Annotated in this window: 18 protein-coding genes and 1 pseudogene; 12 read left to right on the top strand and 7 right to left on the bottom strand. The window is 41.6% G+C overall.

Annotated features, from left to right (window positions below; genetic code table 11):
* Positions 1–52 precede the first annotated feature (52 nt).
* The 3 genes from BFS30_RS23275 to BFS30_RS23265 all read left to right on the top strand — a co-directional run bounded on the left by BFS30_RS23275 (position 53) and on the right by BFS30_RS23265 (position 3,479).
* Positions 53–973 (top strand): metallophosphoesterase, encoded by a 921-nt coding sequence (locus tag BFS30_RS23275; protein WP_069381488.1) that lies wholly within the window; start codon positions 53–55, stop codon positions 971–973.
* 262 nt (positions 974–1,235) lie between these two features.
* Positions 1,236–2,060, top strand: a complete 825-nt coding sequence (locus BFS30_RS23270) for a DUF6266 family protein (protein WP_069381487.1) — start codon at positions 1,236–1,238, stop codon at positions 2,058–2,060.
* A 180-nt stretch (positions 2,061–2,240) separates the two neighbouring features.
* Positions 2,241–3,479, top strand: coding sequence for an MFS transporter (locus BFS30_RS23265; protein ID WP_069381486.1), 1,239 nt, complete (start codon positions 2,241–2,243; stop codon positions 3,477–3,479).
* Between the two features lie 255 nt (positions 3,480–3,734).
* Here BFS30_RS23265 and BFS30_RS23260 read toward each other — a convergent pair whose 3' ends face one another.
* Positions 3,735–4,604 carry a YegJ family protein gene (locus tag BFS30_RS23260; protein ID WP_069381485.1) on the bottom strand — a complete coding sequence of 290 codons (870 nt, stop codon included), beginning with the start codon at positions 4,602–4,604 and terminating at the stop codon, positions 3,735–3,737.
* 152 nt (positions 4,605–4,756) lie between these two features.
* On the opposite strand from BFS30_RS23260, the gene BFS30_RS23255 reads away from it, so the two are divergent.
* On the top strand, positions 4,757–7,024 hold the full coding sequence (locus BFS30_RS23255) for a family 20 glycosylhydrolase (RefSeq protein ID WP_069381484.1): 2,268 nt from the start codon (positions 4,757–4,759) through the stop codon (positions 7,022–7,024).
* Here the strand turns inward: BFS30_RS23255 and BFS30_RS23250 are convergent.
* On the bottom strand, positions 7,021–7,395 hold the full coding sequence (locus tag BFS30_RS23250; protein ID WP_069381483.1) for a winged helix-turn-helix transcriptional regulator: 375 nt from the start codon (positions 7,393–7,395) through the stop codon (positions 7,021–7,023). The two genes, BFS30_RS23255 and BFS30_RS23250, sit on opposite strands and share 4 nt — an antisense overlap.
* Before the next feature lie 94 nt (positions 7,396–7,489).
* Between BFS30_RS23250 and BFS30_RS23245 the strand changes: the two genes are divergently transcribed.
* The gene (locus BFS30_RS23245) at positions 7,490–8,230 is read left to right on the top strand and encodes an SDR family NAD(P)-dependent oxidoreductase (protein ID WP_069381482.1); all 741 of its coding nucleotides are present in this window, start codon (positions 7,490–7,492) and stop codon (positions 8,228–8,230) included.
* 72 nt (positions 8,231–8,302) lie between these two features.
* Here BFS30_RS23245 and bla read toward each other — a convergent pair whose 3' ends face one another.
* Positions 8,303–9,196, bottom strand: coding sequence for a class A beta-lactamase, subclass A2 (gene bla / locus BFS30_RS23240; RefSeq protein WP_069381481.1), 894 nt, complete (start codon positions 9,194–9,196; stop codon positions 8,303–8,305).
* A gap of 181 nt (positions 9,197–9,377) precedes the next feature.
* Here bla and BFS30_RS23235 point away from each other — a divergent pair, with 181 nt between their 5' ends.
* Positions 9,378–10,649 carry a prephenate dehydrogenase gene (locus BFS30_RS23235; protein WP_069381480.1) on the top strand — a complete coding sequence of 424 codons (1,272 nt, stop codon included), beginning with the start codon at positions 9,378–9,380 and terminating at the stop codon, positions 10,647–10,649.
* Here the strand turns inward: BFS30_RS23235 and ribB are convergent.
* The 4 genes and pseudogenes from ribB to yiaA all read right to left on the bottom strand — a co-directional run.
* Positions 10,649–11,266, bottom strand: a pseudogene (ribB, locus tag BFS30_RS23230) (3,4-dihydroxy-2-butanone-4-phosphate synthase); the annotation flags it as partial. The gene BFS30_RS23235 and the pseudogene ribB overlap by 1 nt on opposite strands.
* 102 nt (positions 11,267–11,368) lie before the next feature.
* On the bottom strand, positions 11,369–12,229 hold the full coding sequence (locus BFS30_RS23225) for an AraC family transcriptional regulator (RefSeq protein WP_069381479.1): 861 nt from the start codon (positions 12,227–12,229) through the stop codon (positions 11,369–11,371).
* 22 nt (positions 12,230–12,251) lie between these two features.
* Positions 12,252–12,749 carry a hypothetical protein gene (locus BFS30_RS23220; RefSeq protein WP_069381478.1) on the bottom strand — a complete coding sequence of 166 codons (498 nt, stop codon included), beginning with the start codon at positions 12,747–12,749 and terminating at the stop codon, positions 12,252–12,254.
* A gap of 62 nt (positions 12,750–12,811) precedes the next feature.
* Entirely contained in the window at positions 12,812–13,222 is a 411-nt protein-coding gene (yiaA, locus tag BFS30_RS23215) for an inner membrane protein YiaA (RefSeq protein WP_069381477.1), read from the bottom strand.
* A gap of 123 nt (positions 13,223–13,345) precedes the next feature.
* On the opposite strand from yiaA, the gene BFS30_RS23210 reads away from it, so the two are divergent.
* The 6 genes from BFS30_RS23210 to BFS30_RS23185 all read left to right on the top strand — a co-directional run bounded on the left by BFS30_RS23210 (position 13,346) and on the right by BFS30_RS23185 (position 17,440).
* The gene (locus BFS30_RS23210) at positions 13,346–13,927 is read left to right on the top strand and encodes a hypothetical protein (protein ID WP_069381476.1); all 582 of its coding nucleotides are present in this window, start codon (positions 13,346–13,348) and stop codon (positions 13,925–13,927) included.
* A 168-nt stretch (positions 13,928–14,095) separates the two neighbouring features.
* Positions 14,096–14,920 (top strand): hypothetical protein, encoded by an 825-nt coding sequence (locus BFS30_RS23205; RefSeq protein WP_069381475.1) that lies wholly within the window; start codon positions 14,096–14,098, stop codon positions 14,918–14,920.
* A gap of 176 nt (positions 14,921–15,096) precedes the next feature.
* Complete coding sequence (locus tag BFS30_RS23200; RefSeq protein ID WP_069381474.1) at positions 15,097–15,408, top strand: hypothetical protein; 312 nt, start codon at positions 15,097–15,099, stop codon at positions 15,406–15,408.
* A gap of 149 nt (positions 15,409–15,557) precedes the next feature.
* Positions 15,558–16,124, top strand: coding sequence for a Crp/Fnr family transcriptional regulator (locus tag BFS30_RS23195; RefSeq protein ID WP_069381473.1), 567 nt, complete (start codon positions 15,558–15,560; stop codon positions 16,122–16,124).
* Between the two features lie 65 nt (positions 16,125–16,189).
* Positions 16,190–16,768, top strand: a complete 579-nt coding sequence (locus tag BFS30_RS23190) for an NAD(P)H-dependent oxidoreductase (RefSeq protein ID WP_069381472.1) — start codon at positions 16,190–16,192, stop codon at positions 16,766–16,768.
* A gap of 60 nt (positions 16,769–16,828) precedes the next feature.
* Entirely contained in the window at positions 16,829–17,440 is a 612-nt protein-coding gene (locus BFS30_RS23185) for an ExbD/TolR family protein (protein WP_069381471.1), read from the top strand.
* Positions 17,441–17,514: the final 74 nt, after the last annotated feature.

Genomic DNA, 17,514 nt, shown 5'->3' with positions numbered 1-17,514 from the left:
TAATGGTAATATAACCATCGGAAATTAGCCTGATAATCACACAAACAAAAAGATGAAACTAAACAGAAGATCTCTATTAAAGGCAGCAGGCTTGGCTACAGGTATGGTAGCAACCGGAGGATTGCCTGCCCTGGCTTCCACAAATAAATCTAAAAATTCAAAAGGAAAGAAATTAGCCCTTACTGTAGCACACATTACCGATGTGCACATCAGGGAAGGCGAAAATGCCCCTGAAAGGTTTAAACAATGCTTAAAACAAATCATCACTAAACACAAACCCAATTTCTTTTTGAACGGAGGTGATTCCATTAACGACGCATCTTATGATCAGGTAACTTATGATCAGGTGATTAAACAATGGAGTATCTGGGATGAATGCACGGCGCTACTTTATAAGTACGAACTACATAGCTGCATTGGTAACCATGACCCATGGTGGAAAGCCCCTTCCAAAGAAGATGAGATGTATGGAAAAAACTATGTGGTGAAACGGTTGAAAATTCCACATCGGTATTACAGCTTCAGGAAAAAGAACTGGCATTTTATAATACTGGATGGGAACAACAGCAACATTTCTCTGGATGAGGAGCAGTTTGACTGGTTAAAAGCTGAGTTGGAGAAGCTGCCTGCATCTACACCTACCCTTCTGATGTCGCATTATCCGATTTTAGGTACCACGCAGGCCCTGGTTGGTGGCGGTCATTCTGATTGTAAAAAATTAAAAGACTTATTTTACAAGCATCGTGATAAAGTAAAGATTTGTTTAAGCGGGCACAACCATTTATCCGATCAAACCCGTTATAACGATGTATTATACTGCTGCAATGGTGCGATGAGTGGCTTTTGGTGGGGCAAAGGTGATGCGGAATCAGCTGGTCCCGGTTATTATCTGGAAACTCCTCCAGGTTATGCAATGCTCAATCTGTATGAAGACGGAACCGTTGAAAATGAATATTTCCCACACACTTACTAATCTTCTTTTATTGCTGAGAACAATTTGATGAACTCCATTGAAAATAGGGTTAAGATGTGTGGGATTTCCAGACTTATTTTATTGGTCATTGCTTCATCTTTAATAGGTGGTTGATAGGTCATTTATTGGTCTGTCACACCTTTTAACAACGTTTTTACCACTCAGCAACTATTAACTTTAATTAGTTGCATATTAATATTATATGCAAAACATTTCGTAAATTACTGCTATTAAACTTAATTAGTTAATTAAAAGCAGTAAAATGGGAAAATTAATAAACGGGATATTTGGCGGGTTCCATGGCAGAATCGGCAATCTGGTAGGTTATACTTTAAAAGGTAAACACATCATCAGAAAAATAGGTATCAGCACTAAGCCGCTTACCCCCGCAAGAAAAGCAAATTGCCAGAAAATGAAGGTGGTCAATGAAATACTGAGCCCTTCACTCCCTGTTATCCGGGCCGGATTCCGTCTGGCGGTTGCCGGAACGGACAAAAACGAATATAATGAAGCGGTTTCTTATAATAAGATGAATGCCCTTCAGGGGGAATATCCAAACATCAGCCTGGATTATACTAAAGTGCTTGTGAGTATGGGAGATCTTCCTGTAGCGGTTAATCCTGCAATCAGTCAGAATGCCGATGGTAATGAAATCGAGTTTAACTGGGACGTACCGGCTGATCTGTCTTACCAATATGATAATGACCGTGCCATGCTGATGATCTATTTCCCGGCATTAAAAGTAAGCTGTTATCACTTGATCGGGTCAAAAAGAGCTGAGGGGAAAGACAGTATCCGCATCGACGCGGCCCATGCAGGAGAACGCATGGAGGCTTATATCTCTTTTATCAAAGACGATGGGAAAGCGGTTTCAAACAGTGTTTATGCAGGTTCTTTGAATGCCGGTAAGGGAGCAGAAAGTCCTGTGGATTCAAATGCTGAGATGATAAAAGACGAAGATTTGGACAAGGAGAAAGTAATTGGTGGTTGTGCTTTTAAACTTAGTTATAAAGATATAGCTGATAAGGAAAGGGAGATCAGCATATCTCCTTTTGAGCAGCCCAAAGGATATGGGCGGAAAACATAAGCAGATAATCCGGATAGGAATTTAAGGTTACTTATTTATAGGCAATCGATTGCAATTTTTAAAATCTTTGCCTAATTTGGCTCTTCACACATAGGTAGTATACGAGGGCATACATCAGTTATACTCGGAATGGCCTTGAGAATAAAGCACCAGTAGTAAAACCAATATAAACCTAAACATATGCTTAACATTAAAACCACCAAACTATTCTGGGCGAGTTGCCTCGCTTTATTGGTTACTTCCCTGTCCTTTGGCATCCGGGCCGGGATGATGAATCAGCTCGGGATCGATTTCCAATTGAATGCAAGTCAACTGGGAACCATTACTGCTACAGCTTTCTGGGGGTTTCCACTGGCTATTGTGATCGGAGGATTTGTAGTCGATCTGATCGGGATGAAACGTCTGCTCGTAATGGCTTTCATCTTTCACCTTGCGGGAATTGTACTCACTATTTTTGCACAAGGCTATTGGACTTTGTTTTTGTCTACCCTGCTTATCGGCATTGCGAACGGCACTGTGGAAGCAGCCTGTAACCCGTTGGTAGCTGCCCTATACCCGGAAAACAAAACCACACGCCTAAATCATTTCCATTTATGGTTCCCTGGTGGTATTGTAATCGGAACATTGTTGGTTACCTTTTTTGTGCATCTTGGCATAGGCTGGAAACTACAGGTAGCGATGATGCTGATTCCTACCTTGATTTACGGTTATCTGTTTTCAAAATTGGAATTTCCGGTTACAGAAAGGGTCTCATCTGGTTATTCTAATAAAGATATGTATAAGGCGGTGCTTTCTCCGCTATTTATTTTTATGTTCATCTGCATGTTTGGTACTGCCATTACGGAGCTGTTTACGGGTCAGTGGATAGGTTTATTACTTAAAAATGTAACCGATAATGCGATTTTACTGCTTACCCTTACCACGGGTATTATGGTGATCGGAAGAGGTTTTGCCGAGCCGGTAGTACAGCGTCTGGCTCCACAAGGAGTACTACTCCTGTCGGCAATATTTGCTGCAGCGGGACTATATATGCTGAGTACCTTTACCGGAAACGCTGTTTTCTTTGCTGCAGTGATCTTTGGTATCGGCGTTTGTTACTTCTGGCCTACGATGATTGGTTTTGTGGCCGAAAACATCCCCAAATCCGGAGCTTTAGGCTTAAACCTGATGGGAGGCGCGGGAATGTTTGCCGTTTCAATTTACACCATATTTATGGGAAGCTTTTATGACAACCTGATTGTTAAACACCTGCCTTCTGCCGGTACTGCCTCTGAACAGGCGCTGGCCGAAGCTAAAAAACTTGCTGGTCCGGAGATCCTGCAAGCTACGCTGGTGATTCCGATAGCCTTGATCCTGGCCTTTGGGGGATTGGTAGTTTATATGCGTTCCAAAAAACGTACTGCGGTCCTGGATTCATAATAGGAATACTACCTGTATAAATTCTAATTGGGATATTCTTAAAAAGAATGTTTACCTTCATCACATATTTTAAAATATAAATATTAAAGCATATGTCAACATTATTTTCTCTACTTACACTTGTCGTAATTATCATTGTTTCTGCCTTTTATCTTTCTTTCATCAAGAAAAACAAAGAATCTAACGGGCATTCACATCATTAAGATATTTTTCAGCCTCTTTTTGATTCATTTATAAAAATCAAAAAGAGGCGTTTTAGCTCGCTACCCCTAATACCCTCCATCCCTGGGTGGTTTTATAGGTTTGTAACCTTTGTTCTGAACTGCCACCATCCGGATAAGTGCAAACTTCAGTAATGATCCAATAGTTTTCGTCCACCTTTTCCCGGTTCGTAAAAGCCCTGCTGATGTTCGAAAAATCAGGCATCCCCTCCTTTTCTATATAATTTACAAAAGAAAGTGCCAAAGCTTCCGAAGTACTGATGATCATCTCCTCCTCCATCTGAAAGTCCAGCGTGGACAGCATTAGTTTTGCTTCCTGATAAAAGTCCTTACAAAATAGTGCTTTGTCGATGTCGTTTTCCTGATAAGCTTCTTCCAATGATAGTATTGCTCCTTCGGGTGTATTGAAATCAGCTTTAAAATGGTCTACACCCGCATCTACATGAAGGCCAATAGATTCATCAAATGCCGGCCGGTCTGATTCAGGAATTCCTTCCCTGATTGCCCTGATCGTATATCCTCCAATCAGGCGGCCTTTTTCTACGATCATCCAGTCCGAAATCATAGACCTCATTACCCCTATCTTCTGACCTAGTTTAACCGTTTTGATCTGAACCGGCTCATTTCCTACTTCGCCATATAAATTGCCCTCCTCGTCGAAATCCGGGGCCGTCAGCCAGATGTGTTCCACCCGGCCAGCATCTTCAATCATCACTTTAATCGAAAAATACTCCTGACCGGCATCAGGGCTCTTCAGGCTCTCTTCAAAATACCACAAGGTGAGCCCGGCTTTTTCAATTGCCCAGTTCATACGCTCATCCTCATTTGGTATATAAACCAAATCCGGCTCAGCTGTTCTTTCTACGACTTTGTTTTTTCCAAAAAAACGTGACAATAAACCCATAATAGCTCAATTCGTGATTTTTTAAATATAATAATTCTTCTATATTTAAAAAACAATCTCCTCATTCTTATTATTGTGCTGCTGTCAATATTCCGTTTACTTTGTCAACAGAAACTGTAAATTTGGTTTACACAAATCAGAACCAGACCTTAATGAACACCATCAAACAGGCTTTTGCCTTTTCCATTACGTTATTATTTTGTATAATTTCTAACACCACTTTTGCCCAGGATTCTTTATTTATTATTCCTAAACCTTTACAACAAATTGCAAAACCAGGGTTTTATAACTATGGTCCGGCAACAGAAGTGTTTTCCAGCAAATCATTTCTGGAAGCTGCAGACCTGCTTCATGAACATCCGTATATCAGGTTTAACAAAGTGAAAACCCTTCGCTCCGGAAAGAAAGCACCGGCTAAGGGTATTATCCTGATTGCTGCAGAAAAAGACGACAGTCTTGCTAAGGATGCTTACCGGTTGGAAATCAGCACAGCGCGCATCGTCATCACCGCTCATCAGCCGGAAGCGGTACTGAATGGCATAGCTACCCTTCGCCAGCTGGCCTTAACCAGAAAAGACGGAAGGCAGTTGCCAGCGGTATGGATAGAAGATCGTCCGGCTTTTGGTTACCGCGGACTGATGCTGGATGTGTCCCGGCATTTCTTCCCGATCCCCTTCCTGAAAAAATACATAGACCTGATGTCTCTATATAAATTAAACACCTTCCACTGGCATTTAACCGATGGTGCTGGCTGGAGACTGGAAATTAAGAAATATCCGGAGTTAACCAACAAAGCCGCATGGCGGACAGATGCCAACTGGAAATACTGGTGGAATAACGGACGCCAATACGCAGAAATCGGTAGCCCGAATGCATTTGGTGGCTACTATACTGCTGAACAGGCCAAAGATCTGATCAGGTATGCGGCGAAACGGGGAATTACCGTGATCCCTGAAATCGAGATGCCTGCACATACAGAAGAAGTTTTAGCAGCCTACCCTCATTTGTCCTGCTACGGACTGCCTTATAAAAATTCGGAATTTTGCATTGGCAATGAAGAGACTTTCCACTTTCTTCAGAACGTGCTGGATGAGGTATTGGAGATCTTCCCTTCCAGATACATCCACATCGGTGGTGATGAAGCAGATAAATCAGCCTGGAAAAAATGTCCGAAATGTCAGAAAATCATTAAAGATTTCGATTTAAAAGATGAACATGGCTTACAAAGCTATGCCGTTAAAAGAATGGAAACCTATTTAAACAGCAAAGGAAGAAAGCTAATCGGATGGGATGAAATCCTGGAAGGCGGACTGGCCCCGGATGCGACGGTAATGAGCTGGAGAGGTGAAAAAGGAGGTATTGAAGCAGCAAATTCCGGCCATGATGTGATCATGACCCCGGGATCACACCTGTATTTTGATGCCTATCAGACCAATCCGACCGGACAACCGGAAGCGATTGGTGGTTACCTTCCTTTACCAAAGGTGTATGCTTATCAACCCCGCTCAAAAGAAATCAACAGCGATAAACAAAAACATGTGCTGGGTGTGCAGGCCAATCTATGGACAGAATATATGCCGACCACGAATCAGGTGGAATATATGGCTTTCCCAAGGGCACTTGCTTTGTCGGAAGTAGCCTGGACGCCTGAACAAAACAAAAACTGGAATGATTTTCAGTTGCGCCTGCAAAAGCATTACCTTTTACTGCAACGCTTAAATGTAAACTATTATGCGCCTTCCAATGAACTGAGCATCCTCTCTAAATTCAATATTGCAGAGCAGAAAGCAGTGGTGAGCATCAGCTCTGAGCAGTTTAAGCCGGAAATAAGATATACAGTTGATGGAAGTAATCCGGTAGCGGGCTCAGCCTTATATACCGAGGCAGGAATTCCGCTAAATACCTCTGCAAAGGTGAAAGCCGTCATTTTTAAAAATAAAGTTCCTATGGGTAAAATTCAGGAACTGGAACTGGATGTGCACCGGGCCATTGGTAAAAAGGTCATCTACAACAATAAATGGAGCAATAGCTACCCTGCCCAAAAGGAAATTACCCTGGTAAACGGACAAAGCGGAGACCTGACCTATGGAGATGGACAATGGCAGGGCTTTCTTGGCGATTTTGACGTCACCATTGACATGGATCTTTCCAGCCCCTTAACACAGTTGAAAGTTCGGTTTATGCAATTAACCGGTCCTGGGGTATATATGCCTGCGAATGTTACAGTAGCTGTCTCCGAAGACGGAAAGGAGTTTAAAACCATTCAATGCCTGGAGAATGATGTGCCTTATACAGACGCTTCCCTAAGGTTTAAGACTTTTGTATTTGACCTGAAAGGAAATACTGCCCGTTACCTTAGGATAACGGGAAAAAACGAGAAAAAAGGATTTATGTTCAGTGATGAGGTGGTCGTTTATTAAGCGACCTCTTCTTCCATTTTCTGGTATTTAGCCTTGTGGTTATTTCCCCATTCCGACATCTTACTGAGCATGGGTTGCATAGACAATCCATCTTCAGTAAGCTCGTATTCTACCTTTGGCGGAACCTGAGCATGGACAATCCTTTTTAGAATTCCATCTTTTTCCAGTTCTCTCAATTGCTGCACCAGCATCCGTTCAGAAATCCCCACTATAGAATCCCTGAGTTCGCCGTATCTCACCTTTCCATACATCAGTCTGCAGATGATAGTTGGCTTCCAGCGACCGCCAATAATGGATAATGCGTAAGATGTACCGCATAATTCCCTTAACCTTTTCTCGTTGATATTGTTCGTTGAGCTCTCTTTTCTCATTTCTTACCTTTTTGTTAGTACCTAACAATTTGATGTGTACCCTTATTTACAAATATCTATATATAATTTTGAATCAAATAAAAAACTATTCAATATGACAAATCTAAAAAACAAAGTTGCATTGGTTACCGGCGGAAGCAGAGGTATTGGCGCAGCTATAGTAAAAAGACTAAGTGCTGAAGGGGCTCAGGTAGCTTTCACTTACTCAAGCTCTGCAGAAAAAGCGGAGAGCCTGGTGAAAGAGGTAGAAAACAACGGTGGTCAGGCTTATGCGATTAAAGCAGATAGCGGAAGCTATGAAGAAGTAACTGCTGCTGTAGAAAAAGCGGCGGCTCAGTTTGGCAAAATAGATATCCTGGTTAACAATGCCGGTGTTGCAGATGGGAAAGCTTTCGAGGAATATACCCAGGAGGATTTTAACAAGATGTTTGATGTGAACGTGAAGGGTGTATTTTTTGGTACTCAGGCGGCATTAAAATTTATTCCTGATGGCGGCAGAATCATTACCATAGGCAGCTGTCTGGCGGAAATTGTCTCCGTTCCTAATATTACCTTATACGCTATGAGTAAATCGGCTTTAGTAAGCTTTAATAAAGGATTGGCACGTGATCTTGGAGATAGAAAAATTACAGTTAACCTGGTGAATCCGGGACCAACAGAAACCGATATGAATCCGGCTACCGGCCCCTCAGCAGATGCAGCCAGAGAACGTATGGCCATTAAAGAATATGGAACGGCTGAAGGAATCGCTTCGTTGGTAGCCTGGGTTGCTGGTGAGGAATCGAAGTATATGACAGGTACTTCACTAACAATGGATAGCGGAACAAATACCTAAATCTGATTAAACAGCGCGTGTTGATCTATATTTCACCAAATCAACACACGCTGTTTTATCATCAAAGAGGCCTTATTTTACTGCTTCATCATAAGCAGCTTTGGAAAGCTCGGCAATAATTTTATCGACTTCTTTATCGTTCTCTTTTGACATCGATACAAAAGCGGAAATGAGCATCTTTTTTCCATTAGGAAGGGTTACAATTCCAATGTCATTGGAAGCGGAAATAATGCCTGCTTTATTGGTTCCCGAATTTCCTGTTTTATGGGCAACAACCGTTCCCTGAGGTAATAACCCTTTAATCTTACCGGTACCGGTCACGGTTTCTTCCATCACTTTCATCAGGAAGTCAGCAGTTGGCTTTTTAAGTACTTTACCTTCCCAGAATTTCTTAAGCAGTTCGTTGGCAGCCTTTGGGGTAGTCCAGTTGCGGAATTGTACCTGGTCATCTTTATGCATTTCTTCTTCCGTTCCGGTAATTGAAATGTCCTTAATGCCTTGCTTTACAATAAACTGATGGGCTTTTTTAGTACCTCCAATGAGTCTGAACAGAATGTCGCAGCCGTTGTTATCACTTTGTGAGACGGTATATTTCAGGATTTCTGATAAACGTAATTCTACATTTCCTTCAGGATACTGATCCCGTAAAGGACTCCAGGTATCCGGAAGCAGGTCGCTTTTCTTAACAAGGATTTTTTGATCAAGGGCAAGCTTTCCCTGATCTACCTGGTTCAACACCGCCAGGGCCAGATGAAATTTGTAAACACTCTGCATGGGATAGTGTTTATCTCCGTTTACAGAGACAATTTTATGATCTTCTAAAAATAAGACAGACACCCCTACATCAGCTTTTTTGCTGTGGATGATGCTGTCCATTTTTTGCTGGAGCGGGCTGGTTTGTGCAAATACTGCGGTAGAAAAAATGGAGGCGGTAAGCGCTAAAAAAATTGGGGAATTTCGTTTCATGATGCAATCTAAATGATTTGTTTCCTTCCTAACGTATCAGGCTGGAAAATATTCTGAAAGTACGCAATTATTCATCGTAACATTCCTGATTTGCTTATTGTGATACCTATCATTTCCGGTTAAGGAGATTTTTACCTTATTTGCAGGGATTAGGAAATTATAAAATAACTGGTAGTATATCATGAATGTAGGAATCATCGGCCTTGGTGACATGGGCAAAATGTATGCAATAGGCTTTTCTAAAGCTGGTTATCAGGTTTATGGTTCAGACCTTCCGGAACGGAGAGATGAACTGAACGAAGCCTTAAACCCCTATGGGATTACCATTTTGCCGGACGGAAAAGAAGTGTCGAGGGTTTGTGACGTGATTTTCTATGCGGTTGAATCCGAAAAAATTGAGCAGGTATTGGCCATGTACGGCAGTTCTACCAAATATGGGGCTATTGTAGCCGGACAGACTTCGGTAAAACATCCGGAGATTGTGGCTTTTGAAAAGTATCTGCCTAAAGACATACATATTATTACTTGTCATTCTTTGCATGGGCCTGGCTTCGATCCTGCAGGCCAGAAAATGATTGTCATTCCACACCGGACCACTGAAACCGCTTATCAGCGCATGACAGACCTCCTCTCCTGCCTGGGCTCTGAATTGGTAGAAATGAAGGACTACCATGACCATGACCGGATTGTGGCAGATACGCAGGCAGCCACACATGTGGGCTTTGAAAGTATGGGCACGGCCTGGGCTGCAGCAGGCTTTTTCCCCTGGGAAAATGCCTCTTATCTGGGTGGAATAGATAATGTAAAGATCCTCACTACATTGAGGATTTTTAGCTATAAAGCGCATATCTATGCCGGTCTGGCTATTCTAAACCCCTTTGCCCGGCAACAGGTGAAACGTTATGCCCAATCAGAATCAGAACTTTTTAAGATGATGATCATGGAGCAGGAAAAGACCTTCCGGGAACGCTTGTATAAAGTGCGGGATTTTGTTTTCCATGAAAGCAGGAAGCCTTTGCTGCTGGATGATCAGGTAATGCAGGAATTTTCTCTTTCTTCTAATCCGGGAGTAAGAAAAGCCAATTCCCATCTCAGTCTTCTGAGTATGGCTGATGCCTGGTATCATTTAAAGATCAACCCGTATGATAACCTGATTTGTCAGACTCCTCCTTTTCGTTTGAGACTGGGGATTGTAGAATACCTTTTCCGAAATGAAGAATTGCTGGAAGAATCAATCAATGCCGCATTATTCGATAAAAGCATCCGGGCCGACGACCTGGAGTTTCATTCTGCAGTAAGGGAATGGACTTCCATCATCGGATATGGAGATATGGATGGTTATAAACAGCATTTTGATCAGACCAAGCTGTTTTTCAAAGACCGGTTGGAACACGGCCGTGAACAAAGCTCAGCAATGATCAAAAGGCTGACAGATCAGACATTCCTTCCTTAGTTTTCTTTTTTAAGGAAGGCAATCAGGTCTTCTATAGAAATAATTTTCAATTGATGTTTGGCTGCGATTTTCATTAAATCCGGTAAGCGGGCCATCTCGCCATCGTCTTTAAGGATTTCTACCAGCACTCCTGCCGGTTCCATTCCTGCTAAACGGGCGAGGTCTATAGTGGCTTCGGTATGCCCGGGCCTGCTGAGCACACCACCGTCTTTGGCACGTAAAGGGAAAATATGTCCGGGTCTGCCCAGGTCAAAGCCTTTTATCTTAGGATCGATCAGCGATTTAATGGTTTTGGAACGATCGGACGCCGAAATGCCAGTGGTACAGCCGCTTCCCAGTAAATCGATAGAAACCGTAAAACTGGTTTCATAAGCCGCTGTATTTTCAGTCACCATTTGATGCAGGTGAAGCTCATCACACCGTTCTGCAGTCAGCGGGGCGCAAACCAGCCCTTTACCATGACTTACCATAAAGTTAATCACCTCAGGACTTGCATTTTGAGCAGCGGTAATAAAATCCCCCTCATTCTCCCTGTTTTCGTCGTCTACTACTATAATGACTTTACCTGCCTTAATCTCTTCAATGGCTTCGGCAATGCTGTTCAATTTAATCTGCATGGTACGGTATAGATTTAAATACTAAAATGCAAAGGTATTCAGACTGGATTTTCCAAAGTTAGGACTAAGGATTGCTTTATTGGTACTTTTCATGAATTGTGCTTAGGTATTTGCCTTTCTGAATTCGGCAGGTGTAAGACCTTCCTGTTTCTTAAACTGCCTGGAAAAATAAGAGAAATCCTTAAATCCAAGCTCGGAAGCGATTTGCCCTACGGTCCAGTGTCCGTGAATCAGCATTCTTTTTGCCTCCAGCAATACCCGCTCCCGGATCAGCTCTCCAGCTGTTTTACCGGTTATCTTTTTTGCAATCTCATTTAAATGGGCATCGGTCATAAACAGTTGTCCGGAGAAAAAAGACAACCTGGTCTCCCGTTTATAATGCTGTTCAATCAGCTTCTTGAATTTCTTGAGGCTCAGCACCTGGATGTTGTCTGTTTCTATGGGATGGTCGCAGGTCATCATCCGCTGGATCTGAAAGAGAAAAGAGAGCAATAGGTGTCTGATGATGTTGGCAGACCGGTCTTCCTTCCCGGCTTCTGTCTGCATCATATTGATCAGTCCGGAAAGCTCCTTTGTTTCCCGGGAGTTTAATTTCAGGGAAGGCCTGGAATAACTGTTTTCCAGAAATGGCAAACCGGCAAGTGTTTCCGGACTGGCATGTCCCAGTGAAAGGAATTCTTCGGTAAACATGATGCTATACCCTTTTACATTTTCCGACTGATCCAGTTCATGAATTTGCCCGGGTGCGATAAAGAATAAAGTATCCGCACTGAGGTCAAAGCTATGCTGGTCAATCAGGTGAAGGGCATTTCCCTTTCTTATCCAGAGGACCTCATAGAAACTATGTTTATGAGGCCAGACCATATCAGCAGGTTTTCCAATGTCTTCAAACCTATCCATCATAAACTGTCCGGGAATAGAAAAAGAAGAGCTAAAATCTTCCAGATGGTAGCTGATGATCATGACCAATTAATTGTTAGCAGTTTTAGTATTTCATTGCGGTCCAGTGGAGGAGTTTACCACTGAAATTTCCGCTAAAATACGACAATAATTCTTCGGCAGATTGAAAACCATCATTTATCGCCAGCCGGTTGAGCTGCTCTTCATCAAGCTGGTTTCCATCCACGCTAACGGTAAAATTTTCATTACCCGATTCCCTGATTTCAATTTTCTGAATACTGATGCAGTGGAGCATGGGTGCAAACTGAAATTCATCACTGGTATCTTTATAGATGACCATGGCGATTTCCATACCTGGCTGCCATTGGTGATCGGGATCTTTTCTGATGGTATGAATCTTGGGTTCCAGAAATTCGGTGTAAGTATCTCCATCCCAGTTCCTGTCGAACTTCTGGATGTGCCTTTCCTGGAATCTGTAGTGTTCGTTGTCCAGATGTGAAGAAAGGGCCATCAGGCCCTTCCAGATCTTTTCAATGAAGTAATTGGGTTGGTCATTAATGACTGTTCCAAATGATAATTTCATTTTTTAATTTTGTGTGATTTGCGGTTTGAACCTTCCTGCATAAAGCATTGGGATCACCGTTTTTAGTTTAAATTGTCTTCGTTACGGCCCATCGGTTTATTATCCCTGGTGTTTTTCTGTACAGCAATGGCACCGAACATGGCCAGGAGAAAGGCAAAGGCATAAAACCCTTTTTCGCTTGGTAATAAGGTTGCGTTCCAAAGTCCAATGGTCAATAAGACAATGCATAAAAGTGTCGAAAACCAGCTTAATCCATAATAGATGTCTGTTACCGGAATTCCTTCCAGCCTATCCCTAACACTTTTTTGAACAGATATTACTGCAAACAGACCGAACATCATAACCGTGAAGTAATACCCTTTTTCATTGAGTTGCATTTCTGCTCTGGCTAAACCGACAAAATAGCCAATCATTCCTGCTCCAAGGGCTATCCAAGATGCCGCAATGAAAGCGCCTGATGTTTTTTGATTCATAGTTTGTGTTTTTGTAACTGTAATTATAATGAATAATCAGATATATTTATTCATTAGGCAAAATATATTTTCAAAAACAAAACTTATATGGATTTGTTAAAGAAATACATTTAAACAGATCTTATGAAAAAATTATTCTTAACAGCGAGTCTATGTGCCGGACTTTTATTTGGAGCAAAAGCACAGATACAAAAAGGCAATGTAATGATGGGTGCTAACATTTCGGACATTAGCTTCGGTTTGGACAAACCCAATACTTTCAGCTTAAAAATCAACCCTAAAGCTGCCTGGTTCGTACAAGATGGATTGGCGTTGGGTGGAAACCTGGAATTTGGCCTGAGTACCGCAAAAAACCAGGGAACAAGTATTGAGTATGGTATTGGTGCCTTAGGACGTTATTATGGAGCTACCGGAGCAAATGAAGTGGTAAAAAATTCCAGGTTCTTTGGAGAGGCCACTTTAGGGGTTAACGGTGTGAATCCTTCAGGTCCCGGAGGTTCTACAAATGGATTGGGCTTTAGCTTTGGGCCTGGTTTCACTTATTTTGTAACCCCATCCATCGGATTGGAAGGCTTATTAAAGTATAATGGAGTTGTGGGCTTTGGCAGCAGTGCTTATGCGCATAAGCTAACCTTAGGCGTAGGATTCCAGATCTATCTTCCTGGAAAAAGCACAGCCAGAAAAGTGGAAAGAGATATGAACTAACCTATACTTTCTTTAATCGCAACAGGGGCAATTGTTTTCGTCAGAAAGCAGTTGCCCCTTTTTATTGGGTAATGATTCATGACCTGCTGGCATCGCATTTGCCCATTGCAAACGCTTGTTGACTTGCGAAAAAGCAATTAACTAGCGTTTAACAACTTAACTTTTAACATGAATCAAACACAAGAATTAGGAGCCCTGAAAAGCAAACACAATCCGGGAAAAGGCTTTACTTATTTCGCAATTTTTACACTTATTTTGTTCACGGCGATTTCGGCCATGATTTATTTTGAAGGAATCCTTGCGGTTCAGGAAGGAAGGCTGAGGTTTTCAGGAGATATCAGCATACTTTATTGGTGTATTGCTTTTATCATGGGGCTTGGAATAGTGATCTTGTTAACCGCATTAAAACTCAGTAAAGGCAAGACTTTTTATCTGTATGAAAAGGGAATCCTTACTGAAGGAAACGGAGCAGGTAAAATACAGCTTTTTGAAAATCTGGATGATCTTTACCTATTCAGTTCCGGTCGTACCTTCATCACCAATAACATTGCTTTCCGTAACAGAGAAGAAGGAAATTGGGAAGTGATTACCGTTCGGTATACTAAGGTCTTTAAAGCCATTGAATTCATTACCACTCAGCATGAGCTTTTATATGTACCTAAAATGCAGAAAGAACTGGCAGAAAATAAGCCGGTTACTTTTCAATACATCAGTTATGATACCGCATTGGGTAAAAAACTATTCGCAACTGGAACTCAGTCTTTTTTAAAGGTGCAGCCAAAAGAAATCATTTTGAATAAAGATCACCTGATCATTGATGCTAAAAAGATCATGATAGCGGATCTAAATCATTTTTCGGTGAATAACTGGATCAGCCAGATCAGCTTGTATAACAAAGAAAACAAAGTGGTTTTCAGCACAGCAACAAATGGCATCTTTAGTGGAAGAAGCTTTGTATCGCTGATGGATAAATTAATTAACCAGACAAATTAAGCTGGTAATTCGATTCCTAATCCCCCAAATTGTGGAACAACTCTACAATTAAAAATGACCTGAATAATATTAACCAACTGTAAATCAGTCTTGTGCCAAAAAAGAAACTTTACGGCACCATTCTTAAACATACCCTAAGCGTAATTAACAAGAATATTAACTGAAATACAAAGAATATGAAAAAGATCATTTTATCAGCAGCATTTTTAGCTTTCGCAGGATTAACAGCAGCAAACGCAAGTGAAGTAAAAGAACCGGTAGCCATCACAGTTAAACAAGATAGTACTACAAAAGTACCGGTAGAATTGAAAGATTTACCTGAGCCGGTTAAAGCTACTTTACAAACTGAGCCAGTTAAAGCATGGACACCAACAGCTGCCTTCCTGGTAACGAATGCAGATAAATCTACTTACTATCAGATCGACATCAAAAAAGGTGAAGAAACTGCTTCTGTAAGATTAGATAAAGACGGTAAACCTGTTAAATAACAACAAGAAGTTATCTACCTATATATGCTAGGAGAAAGCCGGATTCGTCCGGCTTTTTCGCGTTAAAAGCATTTTAATATTTTTCTACCCTATAGTCTATAAGAATAATACCTTTGGCAGCTTAGATAATAGGAGATGAGAATAAAGGTATGATCAGCAGTTTTTTAAAGTCATTTGATATTTTTAGCCCGGCAGAGATTTCCGCTTTTGAAGAAAAGACCAGTTTAAGGTCAATTAAAAAAGGTGATTTCCTGATACAGGAAGGTAGGTTATGTAAGGAGGTTGCCTTTCTGAAAAGCGGTATCCTGAGGTCTTTCTTTAGCCCGGAATCAGGGGAAGAAATTACCTATTGCATCACTTTTCCTAATAGTTTAACCACTGCATATTCTGCGTTCATCACTGGATTACCTACTCAGGAAAACATTCAGGCCATCTCCCCTGCTGAATTAATTGTGATTCAGAAGACTGATCTGGATCAATTGTCTCAATCCAGTCTGAACTGGACAAAGTTCCTCAAAATGATTGCGGAACAACAATACCTGGAGCTGGAAAAACGTTTGTTTCTTTTTCAAAAAGAAAAAGCAAAGAAAAGATATATGGATCTTCTGGAAAACCAGCCGGATTATGTTCAGCAGATTCCTTTGCAATATTTAGCCTCTTATCTCGGCATCACTTCCAGGCACCTCAGCCGTTTAAGAAGAGAGGTCGTTTTTTAGACAAATGTCCTGTAGCCGGAATCCGGCTGAAGATACCTTTGCCCTGAACAAAAAATCAGGACAAGATGACTAAAATTCTTATTATAAACGGACATCCAAATAAGGAAAGCTTCAACCATGCACTGGCTGAAGCTTATCGGGATGGCGCCATAGAAACTGGCGCTACAATTTCCGAGATCAATATCGGAGCACTTCATTTCAATCCAAACCTTCAATTTGGCTATACCAAAAGAATGGACTTAGAGCCGGATCTGCTGGAGAGCCTGGAAAAAATAAAAGCAGCAGACCATCTGGTCTGGATTCATCCCGTTTGGTGGGGCGGCCTCCCCGCATTGATGAAAGGTTTTCTGGACCGTTTGTTTCTTCCGGGACTCACCTATCAGTATAGAGAAAATTCCATGTGGTGGGACAAATTGCTGAAGGGGAAAACGGCACGCATCATTACTACACTGGATCAGCCGGGATGGTATTACCGCCTGGTATACGGAAGACCAAGTGTGAATCAGTTAAAAAAGAGCACGCTGGAATTTTGCGGAGTAAAGCCGGTTAAAGTTACTTATGTGGGGATCATTAAAACTGCTCAGCCCGAACAACGACAAAAGTGGATCAATCAGATTTACCGTTTAGGGCAACAACAGCGTTAACCCAATTTAATTGACGGCAATCAAATTTAACTAATTGTATTACTTCGTAAATAGATCAATATGCCAAGAGTAAAAGTTCAAAGGAAAGCATTGACCATCGATATGACGGCCATGACCGATGTCTCTTTCCTACTCCTCACCTTTTTTATTTTAACTGCTACAGCGAAACAACCGGATCCCCTGGATGTGAAAATTCCCACTTCCACCTATACCATAAAGGTTCCTGATCAGGACATTGCTTTACTGACCATTGGTAAAGGAAAAGTGTTTTTTGAAACCACTGGTCAGGATATTAAAATCGCTACGCTGGAAAAAATCGGAAAACAATATCAAATAGTGTTCAGTCCTGAAGAGAAAAAGAGATTCAGTGTGATCGGTTCATTCGGGGTGCCGGTGCAAAACCTTAAAGCTTATATCATGATGGATGGGGCAAAGCGGACTTCTTCAGGTCTGGAAACCGGAATTCCAACAGATTCAGCAAACAACCAGCTTGCAGATTGGGTATTACATTCCAGACAGGCTGTTGCAGAATTACATTCCAGCGCCATGAGGGTCAGCATTAAGGGAGATGCAGAAGAAGAATACCCTTCGGTTAAGAAGATTATTGACATCCTGCAGAAGCAAAAAATCAACAAATTCAGTTTATTGACCAATGCAGAAGCATTGCCATAACCAGATTAGTGCCACTTAAAGCAGCAAAGTGTAGAGCTTCTCTACAGTTATTTTATTCCTTAATCATGTAATTA

Origin of the sequence: Pedobacter steynii, assembly GCF_001721645.1 — a bacterium.
GTDB lineage: Bacteria > Bacteroidota > Bacteroidia > Sphingobacteriales > Sphingobacteriaceae > Pedobacter > Pedobacter steynii_A.
Note: the sequence above shows the minus strand (reverse complement) of the source record. Positions and strands in the feature narration are given on the sequence as shown.